This is a genomic window from Paraburkholderia caffeinilytica (assembly GCF_003368325.1).
GTDB classification, from domain to species: Bacteria; Pseudomonadota; Gammaproteobacteria; order Burkholderiales; family Burkholderiaceae; genus Paraburkholderia; species Paraburkholderia caffeinilytica.
Genome location: NZ_CP031467.1, coordinates 603917 through 623566, shown reverse-complemented (window position 1 = coordinate 623566; position 19650 = coordinate 603917). Strand labels below are relative to the sequence as shown.

Annotated in this window: 18 protein-coding genes; 17 read left to right on the top strand and 1 reads right to left on the bottom strand. The window is 62.6% G+C overall.

Annotation, left to right across the window (positions count from 1 at the left end; translation table 11 throughout):
* Window positions 1-2: 2 nt before the first annotated feature.
* Window positions 3-776: an MBL fold metallo-hydrolase gene (locus tag DSC91_RS18720; RefSeq protein ID WP_115780333.1), complete on the top strand. Its 774-nt coding sequence runs from the start codon at window positions 3-5 to the stop codon at window positions 774-776.
* A gap of 165 nt (window positions 777-941) precedes the next feature.
* On the opposite strand, the gene DSC91_RS18715 is transcribed toward DSC91_RS18720, so the two are convergent.
* On the bottom strand, window positions 942-1640 hold the full coding sequence (locus DSC91_RS18715; protein ID WP_115780332.1) for a Bax inhibitor-1/YccA family protein: 699 nt from the start codon (window positions 1638-1640) through the stop codon (window positions 942-944).
* Window positions 1641-1975: 335 nt separating this feature from the next.
* Here DSC91_RS18715 and ndk point away from each other — a divergent pair, with 335 nt between their 5' ends.
* From ndk to DSC91_RS18635, 16 genes are all read left to right on the top strand, one after another.
* A complete protein-coding gene (ndk, locus tag DSC91_RS18710; RefSeq protein WP_115780331.1) occupies window positions 1976-2401 on the top strand; it encodes a nucleoside-diphosphate kinase in 426 nt (141 codons plus the stop codon).
* Window positions 2402-2612: 211 nt separating this feature from the next.
* Window positions 2613-3764 carry a dual-specificity RNA methyltransferase RlmN gene (gene rlmN, locus DSC91_RS18705; protein ID WP_028199529.1) on the top strand — a complete coding sequence of 384 codons (1152 nt, stop codon included), beginning with the start codon at window positions 2613-2615 and terminating at the stop codon, window positions 3762-3764.
* Window positions 3765-3981: 217 nt separating this feature from the next.
* On the top strand, window positions 3982-5121 hold the full coding sequence (locus DSC91_RS18700; RefSeq protein ID WP_115780330.1) for a helix-turn-helix domain-containing protein: 1140 nt from the start codon (window positions 3982-3984) through the stop codon (window positions 5119-5121).
* A gap of 86 nt (window positions 5122-5207) precedes the next feature.
* Entirely contained in the window at window positions 5208-6524 is a 1317-nt protein-coding gene (ispG, locus tag DSC91_RS18695) for a flavodoxin-dependent (E)-4-hydroxy-3-methylbut-2-enyl-diphosphate synthase (protein ID WP_097389675.1), read from the top strand.
* A 20-nt stretch (window positions 6525-6544) separates the two neighbouring features.
* Window positions 6545-7885, top strand: coding sequence for a histidine--tRNA ligase (gene hisS, locus DSC91_RS18690; RefSeq protein ID WP_115780329.1), 1341 nt, complete (start codon window positions 6545-6547; stop codon window positions 7883-7885).
* Window positions 7886-7963: 78 nt separating this feature from the next.
* On the top strand, window positions 7964-8593 hold the full coding sequence (locus DSC91_RS18685; protein ID WP_115780328.1) for a YfgM family protein: 630 nt from the start codon (window positions 7964-7966) through the stop codon (window positions 8591-8593).
* A 75-nt stretch (window positions 8594-8668) separates the two neighbouring features.
* On the top strand, window positions 8669-9814 hold the full coding sequence (bamB, locus tag DSC91_RS18680) for an outer membrane protein assembly factor BamB (RefSeq protein WP_115780327.1): 1146 nt from the start codon (window positions 8669-8671) through the stop codon (window positions 9812-9814).
* 456 nt (window positions 9815-10270) lie between these two features.
* Window positions 10271-11608, top strand: a complete 1338-nt coding sequence (gene der, locus DSC91_RS18675) for a ribosome biogenesis GTPase Der (protein ID WP_115780326.1) — start codon at window positions 10271-10273, stop codon at window positions 11606-11608.
* 154 nt (window positions 11609-11762) lie between these two features.
* On the top strand, window positions 11763-11999 hold the full coding sequence (gene hfq / locus DSC91_RS18670) for an RNA chaperone Hfq (RefSeq protein WP_006051315.1): 237 nt from the start codon (window positions 11763-11765) through the stop codon (window positions 11997-11999).
* Window positions 12000-12057: 58 nt separating this feature from the next.
* Complete coding sequence (gene hflX, locus DSC91_RS18665; protein ID WP_115783329.1) at window positions 12058-13245, top strand: GTPase HflX; 1188 nt, start codon at window positions 12058-12060, stop codon at window positions 13243-13245.
* Window positions 13246-13294: 49 nt separating this feature from the next.
* Window positions 13295-14668, top strand: a complete 1374-nt coding sequence (gene hflK, locus DSC91_RS18660; RefSeq protein ID WP_115780325.1) for an FtsH protease activity modulator HflK — start codon at window positions 13295-13297, stop codon at window positions 14666-14668.
* A 12-nt stretch (window positions 14669-14680) separates the two neighbouring features.
* A complete protein-coding gene (hflC, locus tag DSC91_RS18655; protein WP_115780324.1) occupies window positions 14681-15583 on the top strand; it encodes a protease modulator HflC in 903 nt (300 codons plus the stop codon).
* 44 nt (window positions 15584-15627) lie between these two features.
* The gene (locus DSC91_RS18650) at window positions 15628-15819 is read left to right on the top strand and encodes a DUF2065 domain-containing protein (RefSeq protein ID WP_007181354.1); all 192 of its coding nucleotides are present in this window, start codon (window positions 15628-15630) and stop codon (window positions 15817-15819) included.
* Window positions 15820-16055: 236 nt separating this feature from the next.
* The gene (locus DSC91_RS18645; RefSeq protein WP_115780323.1) at window positions 16056-17207 is read left to right on the top strand and encodes an ATP phosphoribosyltransferase regulatory subunit; all 1152 of its coding nucleotides are present in this window, start codon (window positions 16056-16058) and stop codon (window positions 17205-17207) included.
* Between the two features lie 202 nt (window positions 17208-17409).
* Window positions 17410-18756: an adenylosuccinate synthase gene (locus DSC91_RS18640; RefSeq protein WP_115780322.1), complete on the top strand. Its 1347-nt coding sequence runs from the start codon at window positions 17410-17412 to the stop codon at window positions 18754-18756.
* Between the two features lie 3 nt (window positions 18757-18759).
* Entirely contained in the window at window positions 18760-19350 is a 591-nt protein-coding gene (locus DSC91_RS18635) for a phosphoribosyltransferase (RefSeq protein ID WP_054041857.1), read from the top strand.
* Window positions 19351-19650: the final 300 nt, after the last annotated feature.

Sequence of the window (19650 nt, the reverse complement as noted above, 5' to 3'; positions counted from 1 at the left end):
CTGTGCGCTTCGCCAGTCTCGGCAGCGGCAGTGAAGGCAATGCCTTGCTGGTGGAAGCGCAAAGCGGCGTAACCACCACGCGTGTTCTGCTCGACTGCGGCTTTTCGGCCAAGGAAGTCGAGCGGCGTCTGACGCGGCTCGGCGCGAGCGTCGAGGGTCTCGACGCGATTTTGATTACGCATGAACACAGCGACCACATTGGTAGTGCGCTGACGCTGGCGCGCAAGTGGTCGATTCCGTTGTACATGAGCTGGGGCACCGCCCGCGCGGTGGGCGCCGACGAAGCCGGCGTCGACCTGCAGGTGCTGTGGGGCGACGAAGCAGTGGCGATCGGCGACCTCAGCATCCTCCCTTACACCGTTCCTCACGACGCCCGCGAGCCGCTGCAGTACGTGCTCTCCAACGGTGCGAGCCGGCTTGGCGTGCTGACCGACGTCGGCACCTCCACGCCGCACATCAGCGCGGTGCTGAGCGGTTGCGACGCACTGGTGCTCGAATGCAATCACGATGTGCGGATGCTGGCGGGCAGCCGCTACCCTCAATCGCTGAAGGCGCGTATCGGCGGCAATCATGGGCATCTGAACAACGAAGCGGCGGCTGAAATCCTGGCCTCGCTCGACCGCTCGCGCTTGCGCCATCTGGTGGCCGCCCACCTGAGCCAGCAGAACAACTCGCCGGAACTCGCGCAGGCTGCCGTGGCGGGCGTGCTGGGTGCCGAGCCGACCGAAGTGGTAGTCGCTTCTCAGGATGAGGGTTTCGCCTGGCTGAGCTTGTGATCCGCCTCTGATTGGCTGGCATCGCCCTCCTCGGCGATTCAACGCTGACATGCCGGCAGTGCAATGAAAAAAGCCCATGACGATCGCTCGCCATGGGCTTTTTCTTCAAGGCCGGTAGGCCGGTATATCGCGGGCGCCACGGGGCGCCCGCGCCTTGCGTCAGACTTAGTTGCGGTTGCCGCCGAAGATGCCGAGCAGCGCGAGCAGGTTGACGAACACGTTGTACAGATCCAGGTAGATCGCGAGGGTAGCGGTGATGTAGTTCGTTTCGCCGCCGTTCACGACACGCTGGACGTCGAACAGCATGTAGGCCGAGAAGATCACGATTGCCATTACCGACACCGTCAGCATCAGCGCCGGCAGGTGCAGAAACACGTTCGCGACGGAAGCCAGCAGCAGCACGATTACGCCCATGAACAGCCACTTGCCGAGACCCGAGAAGTCACGCTTGCTGACCGTGGCGATCGTTGCCATGGACGCGAAGATCACACCAGTGCCACCAAAGGCGAGCATGATCAGCGATGGGCCGTTCGAAAAACCGAGCACGAAGCTCAGGATGCGCGACAGCATCAGGCCCATGAAGAACGTGAAGCCGAGCAGCACGAACACGCCGATCGCGCTGTCTTTGGTTCTCTGGATAGCGAACATGAAGCCGAAGGCGATCGCGAAGAACGCCAGCATGCTCATGCCGGGGCTGGTGGCGGCGAACAGCGAGAAACCGGTGGCGACGCCTACCCAGGCGCCGAGCACCGTCGGGATCATGGACAGCGCGAGCAGCCAGTAGGTGTTCCTTAGTACGCGGTTACGCGTTTCGACCGTGCTGACCGCACCATTGCGGCCAAAGCTATACGGATGATCGTTCATGGTCTCTCCTTACCTCAGAAGCGTGTTGCGTAATGGTTGGTGCAGCGGGTTGGTGCAGCGATTGCGCCGCAGTTGTGCGGCAGGTTGTGAGTCAACTCGCGCGGCGCCGGCCGGAATTCTTGCCGCCAGTCGCAGGGCGTTCATCCCTAAGATCGGCGCGGTGGCAGGGAGTTTCAATACCCAGAAAATGTCCACACGACCTACGCTACCAGCATTCAGAAACTCCTGCTTGGAGTCTTTCAATGCTGTAAGGGTTCAATCGCAATCATACACGGGAACATGCTACAATAGCGGATTCATTTGAATCTGTAACCTCTTAATTTTTTGGAGTTTTTATGGCGATCGAACGCACCCTGTCGATTATCAAGCCGGACGCAGTGGCCAAGAACGTGATCGGCCAGATCTACAGCCGTTTCGAAAACGCTGGCCTGAAGATCGTGGCTTCGCGCATGGTCCACCTGTCGCGCGCTGACGCAGAGAAGTTCTACGCTGTGCACGCCGCACGTCCGTTCTTCAAGGACCTGGTCGATTTCATGATCTCGGGCCCGGTGGTCGTGCAAGCGCTGGAAGGCGAAAACGCGATCCTGAAGCACCGCGAACTGATGGGTGCAACAGACCCGAAGAAGGCGGAAAAGGGCACGATCCGCGCCGACTTCGCCGACAGCATCGACGCTAACGCGGTGCACGGTTCTGACGCCGCTGAAACGGCTGCCGTTGAAATCGCGTTCTTCTTCCCGGAAGTGAACGTCTACTCGCGTTAAGCGGATTTGGCCGGGTTTGAGCGTTGAGCGCGTTTGATTCGCAATAGACGCTATCCGCGATTCGTGCGCCGCCGTTGGATTTGTCGCACGAATCCGCACGAACAGCCCGGCAAAGTAGTAAGGTAAAGCAGCAGGAATGGGCGCGAACGGCATTGCGTTCATGCAGCTTGTTGCATGAACGTAGTCTCGCACTGAAATGGCAGGATTCGATATGACGAGCAGTCCCACCGTCAACCTTCTCGACCTCGACGCCCAAGGGCTTGTCGCCTACTGCGACAGCCTGGGTGAGAAGCCGTTTCGCGCCAAGCAATTGCAGCGCTGGATCCACCAGTACAACGCCGCCGATTTCGACGGCATGACCGATCTGGCGAAGTCCCTGCGCGAAAAGCTCAAAGGGCGCGCAACGATCACGATGCCCGGCATCGTCAGCGACAATATTTCGACCGACGGCACACGCAAGTGGCTGATCGACGTCGGCAACAGCAACGCGGTTGAAACTGTATACATTCCCGAAGAAACGCGTGGCACGCTGTGCGTGTCGTCGCAGGCCGGGTGTGCGGTCAACTGCCGTTTCTGTTCGACCGGCAAACAGGGTTTCTCCCGCAATCTCACCACCGGTGAAATCATCGGCCAGCTGCGTATGGCCGAGTTTGCGCTGCGCGCGACGCGCGGCACGGATGGCGGGCGCGCCACAGGCGGTGATGGCAAAGGCGAGCGCGTCGTCACGAACGTGGTGATGATGGGCATGGGCGAGCCGCTGCTCAATTACGACGCGGTGGTGCCCGCCATGCGCCTGATGCTGGACGACAACGCGTACGGCCTGTCGCGCCGCCGCGTCACGCTGTCCACCTCGGGCGTGGTGCCGATGATGGACCGGCTTGGCGCCGATCTGCCGGTGGCGCTCGCGGTATCGCTGCATGCGCCGAGCGACCCGCTGCGCGACATGCTGGTGCCGCTGAACAAGAAGTATCCGCTGCGCGAATTGATGGCCGCTTGCCAGCGCTATCTGAAAGTCGCGCCGCGCGATTTCATTACGTTCGAATATTGCATGCTCGACGGCGTGAACGACAGCGAAGCGCAAGCGCGCGAATTGCTGGCCGTTACGCGCGACGTACCGTGCAAGTTCAACCTGATTCCGTTCAATCCGTTCCCTGAGTCGGGCCTCATCCGCTCGAAGCCGGAACAGATCAAGCGGTTTGCACAAGTGTTGATGGACGCGGGCGTCGTCACCACAGTGCGTAAGACACGCGGCGATGATATCGACGCTGCCTGCGGTCAACTGGCCGGTGCGGTGAAAGACCGCACGCGCCTCGCTGAGCGCACCGGGAAGGCGGCGAAGATTATCGAGGTGCGCGCCGTGTAATTGCGCGAGGTAATGGGGCGCGAGCGTTCGGAGGAAAGCTGTCCGGGCGCGCGAAAACCCTGCACACCGTCGGCGATTGAAAAGAAAGTTTGCAGAAGCGATCGGAAGCGGCACACAAGGCCGCACATTTTGTTATAAACGGTCTGCGATTTGGGCGTGAGGCTTTGGCCCGTCCGGGTTGCACAAGTGAAAAAGAATCGACGCGAAAGGATTTGGGATGAGTGAGCCGCAGCACCCGCAGCCGCAGGACACAGACACAAACGAAGGCCATCCGGCGCCAGTCGCCCGGGCGGTGGTGCAGCCTGTTGTGCAGCCGGGCCTGGCGGGATTGGATTCTCTGGCGGCAGTCGGCACGCGCTTGACCCAATTGCGTGAATCGAAGGGCTGGACGATCGAAGACGTCTCGGCGCGTCTGAAGGTTTCGGTCACCAAGTTGCGTGCGCTCGAATCGGGCGACATCAGCCATTTGCCGGACACGACTTTTGCGCTCGGCGTGGTGCGCAGTTACGCGAAGATGCTCGGCGCCGATCCGACACCGTTCACACAGGCTTTGCGCCGCGAGAAGGGGGTGCCCGCGCCGGATCTGTCGATGCCGGCTTCGTCGGGCAAGGATTTGCCGCGCGGTCGCGTATCGCTGTCGCTCGGCGGCAGTGGGCAAAAGAGCCGCTCGTGGCTGTGGGGCGTTGCGGCGGTGATCGTTGCGGTGATCGCGCTCGGCATGTGGCATACCAATGGCGGGGATTCGTCAGCCTGGCTCGCACGGCTGAAAGCGAGCGCTGACGGTGCTGCGGGTGGCGCGAGCGGCGCATCGGGCGTGGTGGCGCAGGGTCAGCCGGCAGGTTCCGAGGCAACGGCGGAAGACGCTGCTTCCGCGCCGGAAACGCAGGCTGCAGTGGACAACGCCGCGTCGGCTACGCCGATGCCCGCGCCTCTGGCGACCGGTACGGCGCCGTCGTCCGCGCCGGCGGTCACGGCAGCAGCAGTCGCACCGAAGGCCGGCTCGCAGGTCCAGGCGGCGGCGCAGGGCGCGAGCGCGCCGGCGGTCGCCGCGACAGGCGCACCGGCCGCAGCGGATACGGCCGGCTCGGCAACGTCGGCACCGGTCGCAGGTGAAGCGATCATCGCGTTGCGCGTGACGCAAGACAGCTGGTTCAGCGTGCGTGGCAAGGACGGCAAGGAAGTGTTCTCCGGCCTTGTGCACGCAGGCGATACGAAGGAAGTGACGGGCGCGGCGCCCTTCAAGGTCACGGTCGGCAACAAGGCGGGTCTCGAGTCGCTAACGCTCGACGGCGAACCGGTCGACCCGTCGAAATATTCGGCAGCCAAGGGCAATGTGGCGCGCTTCGCGTTGCCTTGATAGATACGGTATGCGGCGCGGCCAACCGGGTCGCGGCGCTTTTTCAATTCAGGCGCTACGTCTTTTGTGTGGCGCTTGCGGCGTAAATGGGTTTTTCGATGCAATCCGAAGCTCAATCCCAATCCAGTAGCAAAATCGTTTCAAACGAGCCGGTGTTCGGCGGCCACGCTGCGCGGCGCAAGTCGCACGCGGTCGATGTCCGTTGGGGCGGCCAGCTCGTTACCATCGGTGGCGATGCGCCTGTGCGCGTCCAGTCTATGACCAACACCGACACCGCGGACGCGATCGGCACCGCGATCCAGATCAAGGAACTGGCGCAAGCCGGTTCGGAGCTGGTGCGTATCACGGTCAACACGCCGGAAGCGGCGGCGGCCGTGCCGGCGGTTCGCGAGCAACTCGACCGCATGGGCGTGTCGGTGCCGCTGGTCGGCGATTTTCACTACAACGGCCATTTGCTGCTGCGTGACTACCCGGCGTGCGCGGAGTCGTTGTCGAAGTACCGGATCAACCCGGGCAATGTCGGCCACGGCGCGAAGCGCGACACGCAGTTCGCGCAAATGATCGAAGCGGCGGTGAAGTACGACAAGCCGGTGCGGATCGGCGTCAACTGGGGCAGTCTCGACCAGGATCTGCTCGCGAAAATGATGGACGAAAACGCCGCGCGTTCCACGCCGTGGGAAGCGCAGAGCGTGATGTACGAAGCGTTGATCCAGTCGGCGATCGGCTCGGCGGAGCGCGCGGTCGAAATCGGCCTGCCGCGCAACAAGATCATTCTGTCGTGCAAGGTCAGCGGCGTGCAGGATCTGATCGCGGTGTATCGTGAACTCGCGCGCCGTTGCGACTTCGCGCTGCACCTGGGGCTGACCGAAGCGGGCATGGGGTCGAAGGGCATCGTGGCGTCGACCGCTGCGTTGTCGGTGTTGCTGCAGCAAGGCATCGGCGACACGATCCGTATCTCGCTGACACCGGAACCGGGTGGCCCGCGCACGGGCGAAGTGATCGTCGGCCAGGAAATCCTGCAGACCATGGGCTTGCGTTCATTTACGCCCATGGTGATCGCGTGCCCGGGTTGTGGCCGCACCACCAGCACGCTGTTCCAGGAACTGGCGTCGCAAATCCAGACCTATCTGCGCACGCAGATGCCGGTGTGGCGCGATCAATATCCTGGCGTCGAGAAGATGCACGTCGCGGTGATGGGCTGCATCGTGAACGGTCCGGGTGAATCGAAGCAGGCGAATATCGGCATCAGCTTGCCGGGCTCGGGCGAGAATCCGGCCGCGCCGGTGTTCATCGACGGCGAGAAGGTCAAGACGCTGCGCGGCGACAACATCGCGCAAGAATTCCAGCAAATCGTGAGTGACTACGTCGAGCGCCGCTATGGCCGCGCCGAAGCGCTCAACTAAATATCGTCGATCGAAGACAGATGACTGAACAGAAGAAAAAGCTCGAAAAGCTGTCCGGCGTGAAGGGCATGAATGACATCCTTCCGCAGGAAGCCGGGCTGTGGGAATTTTTTGAAACGACCGTCAAATCGATGCTGCGCTCGTACGGATATCAGAATATTCGTACGCCGATCATCGAGCATACGCAGTTGTTCAAGCGCGGTATCGGTGAGGTGACCGACATCGTCGAGAAAGAGATGTACAGCTTTACCGACGCGTTGAACGGCGAAAATCTGACGATGCGCCCGGAAAACACGGCGGCTGTCGTGCGCGCGACGATCGAGCACAACATGCTGTACGACGGTCCGAAGCGCCTGTGGTACATCGGCCCGATGTTCCGTCACGAGCGTCCGCAGCGGGGCCGTTATCGGCAGTTCCACCAGGTCGGCGTGGAAGCTTTGGGCTTCGCCGGTCCGGACGCCGACGCTGAAATCATCATGATGTGCCAGCGTCTGTGGGACGACCTCGGCTTGATGGGCATCAAGCTCGAACTCAATTCACTGGGTCTCGTTGAAGAGCGCGCGGCACATCGCGTCGAGTTGATCACCTACCTCGAAAAGCACATGGACGTGCTCGACGAAGAGGCGAAGCGCCGCCTGTACACGAACCCGCTGCGCGTGCTCGACACGAAGAATCCGGCGATGCAGGAAGTCGCGCAGAATGCCCCCAAGCTGATCGATTTTCTCGGCGAGGAATCGCGCGCGCACTTCGAAGGCCTGCAGCGCATTCTCAAGGCGAACAACATTCCGTTCACGATCAACCCGCGTCTCGTGCGCGGTCTCGATTATTACAACCTGACCGTGTTCGAGTGGGTGACCGACAAGCTTGGCGCGCAAGGCACGGTCGCGGCCGGCGGCCGTTACGACCCGCTGATCGAACAGCTCGGCGGCAAGCCGACGGGTGCGTGCGGCTGGGCGATGGGTGTCGAGCGGATTCTCGAGTTGCTGAAAGAGGAGCAGCTCGTGCCGGAAGACGAAGGTTGCGACGTGTACGTGGTCCATCAGGGCGACGCGGCGCGCGAACAGGCCTTTATCGTCGCCGAGCGTTTGCGCGATACGGGGCTCGACGTGATCCTGCATTGCAGCGCGGACGGCCAGACGGCGAGCTTCAAGTCGCAGATGAAGCGTGCTGACGCAAGCGGCGCGGCATTCGCGGTGATCCTCGGCGAGGACGAGATCGCGAACGGCACGGTCGGTGTCAAGCCGTTGCGCGATACAGCCGGTAACGGCGGTAAAAACGAGCAACATAACGTGCCCGCCGAAGACTTGACCGAATTTCTAATCAATGCGATGGTTGCAACCGCCGAAGACGGCGACGACTGATCGCGATGTCGTCGAGCCGGTTGGGTGCCAATCAGGCTCGACACGCACACGTATCAAGAAAGAGGAAATCGCCGGGCGATGAGTTACCACGACGAACAAGAATCGATTGAAAGCCTGAAGGCATGGTGGACGCAGTGGGGTAATGCAACCACGTGGATCGTGCTGGTGGCATTGGTTGCCGCGGCGAGCTGGAACGGCTGGAATTTCTGGCAACGGCGCCAGGCCGCGGAAGCCGCGGTGCTGTACGACCAGGTGCAGCAAGCTGTCGCATCGGGCGACAAGGCGAAGATCGCGCGCGTTGCCACCGATATGGAAGATAAGTTCAGCCGCACCGCGTATGCGCAGATGACCGCGCTGGGCGCCGCCAAGGCGCTGTACGCCGCGGGTGACGAAACCGCCGCGAAGGCCCAGTTGCAATGGACCATCGATCACGCAAAAGACGACGAGTTCAAGCAGATCGCCAAGCTTCGTCTGGCTTCGCTGCTGCTCGACGACAAGGCTTACGACCAGGGTCTCGCACTGCTCGCCGAACCGCAGTCCGACGCGTTCAAGGGCGTTGTGGCGGATGGCCGCGGTGATTTGCTCGCGGCGCAAGGCAAGCGTGACGATGCACGCGCGGCCTACAAGCTTGCCCTCGACTCGCTGTCGAAAAACGATAGCTCGGCTCGCCAGCTGATTCAGTTCAAGCTGGACGCGCTGGGCGGCTAATCGCTGCATGCGGCGCGCCGCATGGCACGACCAACCGGTCTCCTTTAATTAATTTCCTGAATGCTTCGTCCACCGATGAATCTGCTGAAACGTTACGCTGTGCCCGTTGCCTGTGCGATGACCGTCCTTACCATGGCGGCTTGCTCATCCACGAAAGACGAGCGCCGCGTGCCGACGCCGCTCACCGAGTTCAAACCCGTGCTCGACGTGCAGCAGGCGTGGAAGACGAGCGTCGGCAAGGCGGGTCGTTACCTGTTCTCGCCGGTTGCGGTCGGCAACGCGGTGTACGCGGCGGGCGCGAACGGCTCGGTTGCGAAGATCGACGCGCAAACCGGCAAGGACATCTGGCGCGTCAAGCTGCACGACGATCTGTCGGCAGGTGTCGGCAGCGACGGCACGCTCACGGCGGTCGGCGGCCTGAAGGGCGATGTCTATGTGCTCGGCGCGGACGGCAAGCAATTGTGGACCGCCAAGGCACCTGGCGAAATCATCTCGCCGCCGCTGGTCGGCAACGGTCTCGTGGTGGTGCGCACGGTCGACGGTCAGATCGTCGCGTTCAATGCGCAAACCGGCGAGCAGAAGTGGAACTATCGCAATCGCGCGGTGCCGCTCAATCTGCGCGTCTCGTCGGGCATGACGTTCGCGGGCGACGCGGCTGTGCTGGCCGGCTTCCCGGGCGGCGCGTTCGCGGCGATCAACCTGCAGACCGGCGACAACTACTGGCAGACCCCGGTGTCGTATCCGAAAGGTGTGACGGAAGTGGAGCGCATCAATGACGTGACGGGCCCGCCCACGCTGCTCGGCTCGGAGACCTGCGCGGTGACGTTCCAGGGTCAGATTGGCTGCTTCGATGCGAACTCGGGCCGCGCGTTGTGGGAAAAGGCGTTCTCGAGCGCGAGCGGTCTCGCGCAGGATGACCGTGCCGTGGTGGCGGCCGACGACTGGTCGGTGGTGTCGGCGTTCGACGTCACTAACGGCGCGCCGCTGTGGAAGAACGACAAGCTGAAGAATCGCGACCTCAGCGTCCCGTTCATTCTGGGTCACGCCGCCGTGCTCGGCGACTATCAGGGTTACGTGCACTTCCTGTCGCGCGACGACGGCACGCTCGTGGCTCGCGTGAAGACCGACGGCAGCCCGATTACGGCCGCGCCGGTGCTGGCCGGCGAGACGCTGGTCGTGCTGACACACGACGGCGACCTGTACGGCTACCGCCCGCGCTAATCGCGCAGGCTATCGGCAGTCAAGCGTCGTCAAGCGTGCAGGCCGGCTTCGCCGGCCGCGCGCGTTTTTGTTGTATAGCTGAGCAAGTAGAAAGCAGGCAGAAATATTCCGCCGGACTGGCTGGTCCGGCAAGTCGGATCAGAAACGGCCCCTGTGGCCATGGGTGGCTGCTTGCGGCGCCACCTTCAGCGGCGCCTTCGTAGATTTCGTCGATACGGCAGAGAATCGTATCGAACTGGCGAGCCAGCCGTTGAGCAAGAAAGACTGAACCCGGCGGCCCGTTGGCGCCGCCCCATACAGCCAAACCCCCGTCCGCCCGGGTGCGCATATTGACAGCACATCCGGGGCTGGCCGAATTCGTGATAATTTTCGTCAAACGCTGCCGTGTAGCGGCCGCATGGCGTCGCTACGCGGGCGGTCGATTTCGATCCCGCGTTTCACCGTGAACAACATCTGATGAAACCCGTTATTGCCCTGGTTGGGCGCCCCAATGTGGGGAAATCCACGCTATTCAACCGTCTCACGCGTACGCGTGATGCGCTGGTTGCCGACCTGCCCGGTCTCACCCGCGATCGCCATTACGGCGAGGGGCGCGCCGGCGAGCGGCCGTATCTGGTCGTCGATACCGGCGGCTTCGAGCCGGTCGCGAAAGACGGCATCCTGCACGAGATGGCGCGCCAAACCCGTCAGGCGGTCGAGGAATCGGACATCGTCGTGTTCATCGTCGACGGCCGCAACGGTCTCGCACCGCAGGACAAGACGATCGCCGACTACCTGCGCAAGGTCGGCCGGCCGATCTTCCTCGTCGTCAACAAGGCGGAGGGGATGAAGTACAGCACGGTGGCCGCCGATTTCTACGAACTCGGCCTCGGCGATCCGCGTGCGATTTCCGCGGCGCACGGTGACGGCGTCACCGAAATGATCAATGAAGCACTCGGCGTCGCGTACGCCGGGCAGCCGGAAGAGAGCGACGAGGAAAAAGAAACGCGTGGCGTGAAGATCGCGATCGTCGGCCGGCCGAACGTCGGCAAGTCGACCCTGATCAATGCGCTGGTGGGCGAGGAGCGCGTGATCGCGTTCGACATGCCGGGCACCACGCGCGATTCGATCTACGTCGACTTCGAACGCCAGGGCAAGCCGTACACGTTGATCGATACGGCCGGCTTGCGCCGCCGCGGCAAGGTGTTTGAAGCGATCGAGAAATTCTCGGTGGTGAAAACGCTGCAGGCGATTTCGGATGCGAACGTCGTGATCCTGCTGCTCGATGCGCGTCAAGACATCTCGGAGCAGGACGCGCACATTGCCGGCTTCGTGGTGGAGCAGGGCCGTGCGCTGGTGGTGGGCGTGAACAAATGGGACGGTCTCGATCCGCATGTGCGCGACCGCACCAAGGCAGACCTCGAGCGCAAACTAAAATTTCTCGATTTCGCCAAATTCCACTTCATTTCCGCCGCGGAAAAAACCGGAATCGGCCCGTTGATGCGCTCGGTCGACGATGCCTACAAGGCCGCCATGACCAAGCTGCCGACGCCGAAGCTGACGCGCGCGCTGATCGATGCAGTGGAATTCCAGCAGCCGCGCCGTCGCGGACCGGTGCGGCCGAAACTGCGTTACGCGCACCAGGGCGGACAGAATCCACCGATCATTGTGATCCACGGCAACGCGCTCGATGCGATCACCGAAACGTACAAACGCTACCTCGAAAATCGCTTCCGGGAAACTTTCAAGCTGACTGGGACTCCATTGCGCATAGAGTTCAGATCGTCGACGAACCCTTACGCGGACAAAGGCTGAAACCTGGGCTGAAACCCGCGTGTGTGCTGGGTTTGGCCGTCAGGCCAGCCCTCCCGCGCAAAAATGAAAATCGGCTATAGTGTAGCGGTTGATGGCGGATCTCTTTTTCTTCGTCATCAATTCAGTCAACCTGCAAAAAAATACGGAGTTTGCTATGAGCAACAAAGGGCAATTGTTACAAGACCCGTTTTTGAACGCACTGCGTAAAGAGCATGTGCCGGTGTCGATCTACTTGGTCAACGGCATCAAGCTTCAAGGGAACATCGAATCGTTCGACCAGTACGTCGTGTTGCTCCGGAATACGGTCACCCAGATGGTCTACAAGCACGCCATTTCCACCGTCGTGCCTGCCCGTCCGGTGAATTTCCACCCGGATTCCGAACAGTCCTAATCCCCGTCCGCGGCCGGCGTAGCGTCGCCCGTTGGCGATTACTCCCGGCCGCCTCATTTTGATACCCTCCAATTTGATCAATGCAGCGCTTGTCGGCATCGACTTCGGTAAGATCGATTTCGAAGCCAGTCTGGAAGAACTCAGCCTGCTCGCGCAAAGCGCGGGCGCGAATCCCTTAGTTACCCTCACGGGGCGCCGGTCCAGTCCGGATGCCAAGATGTTCGTCGGCAGCGGCAAGGCCGAGGAATTGCGTCTTGCCTGTGAGGCGAACGACATCGAACTCGTGATTTTCAATCACGCACTGGCCCCGGCGCAGCAGCGCAATCTGGAGCAGGCGCTTAACCGCCGCGTGATTGACCGCACCAGCCTCATCCTCGATATTTTTGCGCAACGCGCCCGCAGCCATGAAGGCAAGCTGCAGGTGGAGCTCGCGCAATTGCAGTACTTGTCGACGCGGCTCATCCGCGCATGGACTCACCTTGAACGCCAGAAGGGCGGTATCGGTTTGCGCGGCCCTGGCGAAACGCAGCTCGAAACCGACCGCCGTCTGATCGGCGAGCGCATCAAGGCGCTCAAAATCCGCCTCGATAAACTGCGCCGTCAGCACGGCACGCAGCGCCGCGCGCGCAGCCGCAATCAGACCATGTCGGTGTCGCTCGTCGGTTATACGAACGCGGGCAAATCCACCCTGTTCAATGCGCTGACAAAGGCCCAGGCGTACGCCGCCGACCAGTTGTTCGCCACGCTGGACACCACGTCACGCCGTGTCTATCTCGGCGACGAAGCCGGCCAGGTGGTGGTGTCCGATACGGTCGGTTTCATCCGCGAATTGCCTCACCAGCTGGTGGCGGCTTTCCGCGCCACGCTCGAGGAAACCATCCACGCCGACCTGCTGCTGCATGTGGTCGACGCGTCGAGCGCCGTGCGCCTCGATCAGATCGATCAGGTCAACGAGGTGTTGCACGCAATTGGTGCGGATACGATCCGTCAGGTGCTGGTGTTCAACAAGATCGACGCCGTGCCGGAGTTGGCGGCTCGTGGCGACGCGGTCGAGCGGGATGAGTATGGTAATATTTCGCGCGTCTTTTTGAGCGCGCGCACAGGACAAGGGCTGGATACATTGCGCGCTGCCATCGCTGAAATCGCTACTGCCGAACCTCTCGCCGATACGCTGGTCGATCTGTCGGAAGAAGACCGGTCGGCAGCACCGCGCGAGGACCGCAAGGTCTCAGAACTCGGGCACTGACCCGCTCCAATTGCACTGACCCGCTGTCTACTCTGGTGAACGAACACAGGTGAACGATTACAACGAGCGGAGTATCTGGCTGCGCATGCGCGCCTTGCTTTCACTGAACGATCCGCGCTGGGGCCGGGGGGACGGCAATGGCGAGCGCCAACGACCCAACGAACCCAAGCGTCCGCCGGTTAAAGACGGTGAAGGCCCGCCCGATCTCGACGAGATGTGGCGCGATTTCAACCGCCGTTTGAGCCGGGTGTTTGGCCGCAAGGGCGGCGGCACGGGCGGTGGCCGTCCGGACAACGGTCGCGGCGCGCGCATCGGCGTGGGCATCGTGATCGGCGTGCTGATCGCGATCTATCTCGGCAGCGGCGTGTTCGTCGTGCAAGACGGCCAGGCCGGCGTCGTGATGCAGTTCGGCAAGTATCGCTACACCGCGGGGCAGGGCGTGCATTGGCGCCTGCCGTATCCGTTCGAAGCCCATGAACTCGTCAATATCGGTCAGATCCGCCAGGTGGAGATCGGCCGTAACAACGTGGTGCGTCTCGCCAACGTCAAGGACGCGTCGATGCTCACACACGACGCCGACATCGTCGACGTGCGCTTCGCCGTGCAGTATCAGGTGAGCAAGCCGACTGATTATCTCTTCCGTAGCGTCGATCCCGATCAGAGCGTGATGCAGGCCGCACAGGCGGCGGTGCGCAGCATCGTCGGTGCGCGCAGCACCAGCGACATCCTCTATCAGGATCGCGAAACAATTCGCCAGCAACTGATGGCGTCGATTCAGCAATCCCTGGATGAATACCAGTCCGGCCTCGCCGTGACCGGTGTGACGATCCAGGGCGTGCAGGTGCCCGACCAGGTGCAGGCCGCTTTCGACGATGCCGCCAAGGTGCGTCAGGACAACGAGCGCGCCAAACGTGACGCGCAGGCCTATGCCGTCGATCTGCTGCCGCGCGCGCAAGCGGACGTGGCGCGCCAGCTCGACGAAGCAAAAACGTATAGCGAGAAGACCGTGGCCCAGGCGCAAGGCGATGCCGACCGTTTCAAGCAGGTCTACGCGCAGTACTCGAAGGCGCCTGCTGTGATTCGCGAGCGCATGTACCTGGAAACCATGCAGCAGATCTATTCGAATACGACCAAAGTGTTTGTGGACAGCAGGAGCGGCAACAACGTGCTGTATCTGCCGCTCGACAAGCTGGTCGAGCAGACTCGCCAGCGCGTTGCCGACGCTGCCGCGGCCGCGTCCGGCACTGCCGTTGCCTCGAGTGCCGCCGCGCCGCAAGCCGCGAGCGGTGTTGCCGCACCATCTGCCGCCGCATCCGCTCCCGCCGCGGTTGCGACGCCTGCCAGTCAGGCTGCAGCCAGCAGCGACGCACTGCGCTCACGCGACTCCTTCCGCAGCCGTATGCGCGAAGACGACGTTCAATAAGGAGCGCACACCATGAACAAGATCATTGCGCTTGTCGTTGCCGTCGTCATCGTGCTGTTTGCCGCGTCGTCGATGGTATTCGTGGTCGACCAGCGGCATATGGCCGTGCTGTCCTCGCATGGCGACACCGCGCCCGTGTTGCTCGGCCCCGGCCTGCACGTGAAGCTGCCGCCGCCGTTGCAAACGGTCACGTTGGTCGATAACCGCATCCAGTCGCTCGACGCGCCGGATGAGGACCGCTACGTGACGTCGGACAAAACCGATCTGCTGGCCAACCCGGTCATCAAATACCGCGTCACCGATCCGTTGAAGCTGCTCGCCGAAACCCGGGGCGACGTGCAAAGCCTGGCGGATCGTCTGGCGCTGCTGTCGCGCAGCGCGCTCGGCGACGCGTTCGGCAAGGTCACGCTGACCGATGCGCTGGCGAAGCAGCAAGCTGTTGCCGACGAAGCGCGCGGCACGATGAGCAAAGCGGCGGCATCGCTGGGCGTTTCGGTGCTCGACGTGCAACTGACGCGTGTCGATTTCCCGGCGGCGATGGCCGACTCGGTCTACAAGCGGATGATCGCCGCACGCGAGCAGGCCGCAGCCGAAGAACGTGCGAAGGGCACGGCCGAGGCTGATCAGATCAAGGCGGACGCCGTCGGCCAGCAACAGGCGATTCTCGCGGACGGCTATCGTCAGGCGCAGACTATCAAGGGCGAGGGCGATGCCAAGGCAGCGCAGCTCGCGGCCGAGGCATACGGCAGCGACCCGCAGTTCTACCAGTTTTATCAAAGCATGCAGGCGTACAAGAACACCTTCAAGCCGGGCGACGTCATCGTGGTCGACCCGAGCAGCGAGTTCTTCCGCTTCATGCATAGCCCGACCGGCGGCACTGCCCCGGACGCTCCCGCGGTACCGCGCAAACACTGATAACCGGAACGCCGCGGCATCCGCATCGCGGCCCTTTCATTCGCATGGACATAGCCGGCTCGTTACTGCTCGCGATCGCATTGATGTTGATTATCGAAGGGATGTTTCCCTTCGTTTTTCCGAGCGCCTGGCGCGACACGTTCCGTAAAATAGCGGAACGGCCGCCGCATCAGATCCGCGTTGGCGGACTGATCGTGATGGTGCTCGGATTGATTCTGCTGTTTATCGTGACCTGAAAGGGCGCTGCATCGCGCGCAGCCGCGCGCCGTTGTTGGCCATGCGCGTGGCGTCGGCGGGGTGGCGACAGCAGCGTGGCGACAGCGAGCGTCCCGGCCGGGCCAAACCGGCTGAGGGGCTGCGAAGGGCCGTTCCGATGCCCCCGGCAGCCGCCAGAATAGAGCCGTCGCCCGCCATTCACACACACTTACCGGCGCACCCAGCCGCCGTGTTCCAACGTCGTAGGACTGTATCGATGTCGACCTGGTTACTTCCCGAGAATATCGCCGACGTGCTGCCGTCGGAAGCCCGCAAGATCGAAGAGTTGCGGCGCCATTTGCTGGACCGTTTCCGTTCGTATGGCTACGAGATGGTGATGCCGCCGCTGCTCGAGTACATCGAGTCGCTGCTCACCGGCGGCGGGCACGATCTGAATCTGCGCACGTTCAAGCTCGTCGATCAGATGTCCGGGCGCACGCTCGGTCTGCGCGCCGACATTACGCCGCAGGTCGCGCGCATCGACGCGCACCTGCTGAATCGTCAGGGCGTGACGCGTCTTTGCTATGCCGGCAATGTGGCGCATACGCGTCCGCGCGGCCTGCACGCCACGCGTGAGCAGATCCAGATCGGCGCGGAAATCTACGGTCACGCCGGTCTTGAAGCGGATCTGGAAATCCAGCAGTTGATGCTCGACGCGCTGCATCTGGCCGGCCTCGCGAAAGTGCGCCTCGATCTGTGTCATGCAGGCGTGCTCGCCGCATTGATCGAAGGCGAGCCTGCTGCTGCCGAGCTGGGTCAATCGCTCTATGACGCGTTGGCCGGCAAGGATGTGCCGCGTCTCGTCGAACTGACCGCCAATCTCACACCGGTCACGCGCGACGCATTGCGCGCGCTCCCCACGCTCTACGGCGACGCGTCGGTACTCGACGAAGCCCGTGCCCGTTTACCGAACGCCCCGGCCATCGCCCGCGCGCTCGACGACCTCGCATTCCTCGCGAGCCAGGTGGACGGCGCCGAAGTGATGATCGATCTGGCCGATTTGCGCGGCTACGCGTACCACAGCGGCGTGATGTTCTCGGCGTATGTGGACGGCGTGCCGAATGCGGTTGCGCGCGGCGGCCGTTATGACCACGTCGGCCAGGCCTACGGCCGTGCACGCGCGGCAACCGGCTTCTCGCTGGATCTGCGCGAGGTCGCTCGCATTTCGCCCGTCGAAGCCCGCAGCAGCGCGATTCTCGCGCCGTGGCAGCACGACGAAGCGTTGCGCGCCAGCGTCGCCGCGCTGCGTAATGCCGGCGAAGTCGTGATTCAGGCACTCCCCGGCCACGAGCACGATCTGGATGAATTCGCCTGCGACCGTGTGTTGGTCGAGCGCAACGGCGCGTGGGTCGTCGAACCCCGTTCCTGAGCGCGAATCGATAGACCGCCCGAGGGGGATCCCAAGGGCATTTCAGAAGGCGTCCAAAGCGTCGCCGGACCCGGCGCGGCCCCTCGCCGCGCTATTTTCGATATACCCACCATAACGTGCATACCGTTGAGCGGAAACGGAAAAATTCGGAAGGTTCCGCGAACATAGGTAGAATACGTTTTTAACCAGCTTACGAAACAACATGTCTGCCAGCGCAGTGAATGTGAACCCCGGGCGCAACGTCGTCGTCGTGGGAACCCAGTGGGGTGATGAAGGCAAGGGCAAGATCGTCGACTGGCTGACGGACCACGCTCAAGGCGTCGTTCGCTTCCAGGGCGGTCACAATGCCGGTCACACGCTTATCATCGGCGGCAAGAAAACCATCTTGCGTCTGATTCCGTCGGGCATCATGCATCCCGGCGTCGCGTGCTATATCGGCAATGGCGTCGTGTTGTCGCCGGAAGCGCTGTTCAAGGAAATTGGCGAGCTCGAGGCCGCCGGGGTCGACGTTCAGAATCGCCTCTTCATTTCCGAAGCCACCACCCTGATTCTGCCGTACCACATCGCCATCGACCAGGGCCGCGAAGCGCGCCGTGGCGCGGGCAAGATCGGCACCACCGGCCGCGGCATCGGCCCCGCCTACGAAGACAAGGTGGCGCGCCGCGGTTTGCGCGTGCAGGACCTGTTCGAGCCGGAGAGCTTTGCCGAACGTCTGCGTGAAAACCTCGACTATCACAACTTCGTGCTGACGCAATACCTGGGCGTCGCCGCCGTCGACTTCCAGCAAACGCTCGACACGATGCTGAGCTATGCCGACCGCCTGAAGCCGATGGTGACCGACGTGTCGCGCCGTCTGTACGACGAAAACGCAGCCGGCAACAACCTGCTGTTCGAAGGTGCGCAAGGCACGCTTCTCGACATCGACCACGGCACCTATCCGTACGTCACGTCGAGCAACTGCGTGGCCGGTGCGGCTACCGCGGGTGCGGGCGTCGGTCCGCAAAAGCTGAACTACATTCTCGGCATCACGAAGGCGTATTGCACGCGTGTCGGTTCGGGCCCGTTCCCGAGCGAACTGTACGACGCGGATAATGCCGCGCGTCAGGAACCGATCGGCCTCGAACTCGCCAAGGTCGGCAAGGAATTCGGCTCGGTCACCGGCCGTCCGCGCCGCACGGGCTGGCTCGACGTCGCCGCGCTGCGCCGCTCGATCCAGATCAACGGCGTGTCGGGTCTGTGTATCACCAAGCTCGACGTGCTCGACGGCCTCGACGAAGTGAAGCTGTGCGTCGGCTACACGGTCGACGGCAAGAACGTCGACCTGCTGCCGCGCGGCGCATCGGAAGTCGCGCGCTGCGTGCCGGTGTACGAAACCTTTGTGGGCTGGAAGGAAAGCACCGTCGGCATCACCGAATGGGACAAGCTGCCGGCCAGCGCGCGTGCATATCTGACGCGTGTGCAGGAAGTCGCGGGCATTCCGATCGACATGGTGTCGACCGGTCCGGATCGCGACGAAACGATTCTGCTGCGTCATCCGTTCAAGGTTTAAGCCATGGTGCAAGGTGTACCCATGATTGCCATGAAAGATCCGCGCAACGATGACAAGAACCTGTGGGTCGGCTGGGACGAGTATCACCGGCTGATCGAACTGCTGGCGTTGCAGGTGCACGAGTCGGGCTGGAAGTTCGACAAGATCCTGTGTCTCGCGCGCGGCGGTTTGCGCGTCGGCGATCAGCTCTCGCGGATTTACGATCTGCCGCTGGCGATTCTGGCCACCAGTTCGTACCGCGAAGCGGCCGGCACGGAGCAGGGCGAGCTCGACATCGCGCAATACATCACGATGACGCGCGGCGAGTTGCACGGCAATGTGCTGCTGGTCGACGATCTGGTGGATTCGGGCGTGACGCTGGCGCGCGTGCAGCAGCATCTGAAGGAACGTTATCCGGCGATCACCGCGGTGCGTTCGGCGGTGCTCTGGTACAAGGGCTGCTCGAAAGTGAAGCCGGATTATCATGTGCAGTATCTGCCCACCAATCCGTGGATTCACCAGCCGTTCGAGGAATGGGACACGGTTCGTCCGCACAACCTCGGTGCGTGGATCAAGCGCGGCATGCAGCAGGACCAGGAGTCGTCGGGCACGTGATGTGCGCCGCGACGTCGTGTGTATCGCGTCGCATCCGGTGCGGTGCCTGCATAACGGAGCCCGATTGGGCTCCGTTTTTTTTATGTGCGTGATGTGTCCGCCGTATGCGTCCTGTCAGCGGCGCCTCGCAAAACGCGCATGCCGCGCCGGCGAAACGCCGGACGCAGCAGACGCGCCCAAATCGCAGTGCTACACTGCGCGGACCATCCACGTGGTGTATCCACAACAAGCCGGGCGGCGCCAGGCGGGCAGTTTAGAATAGCGGTCGTTTTTTCCGCTCAGGGAACGGATTTCCTCGCG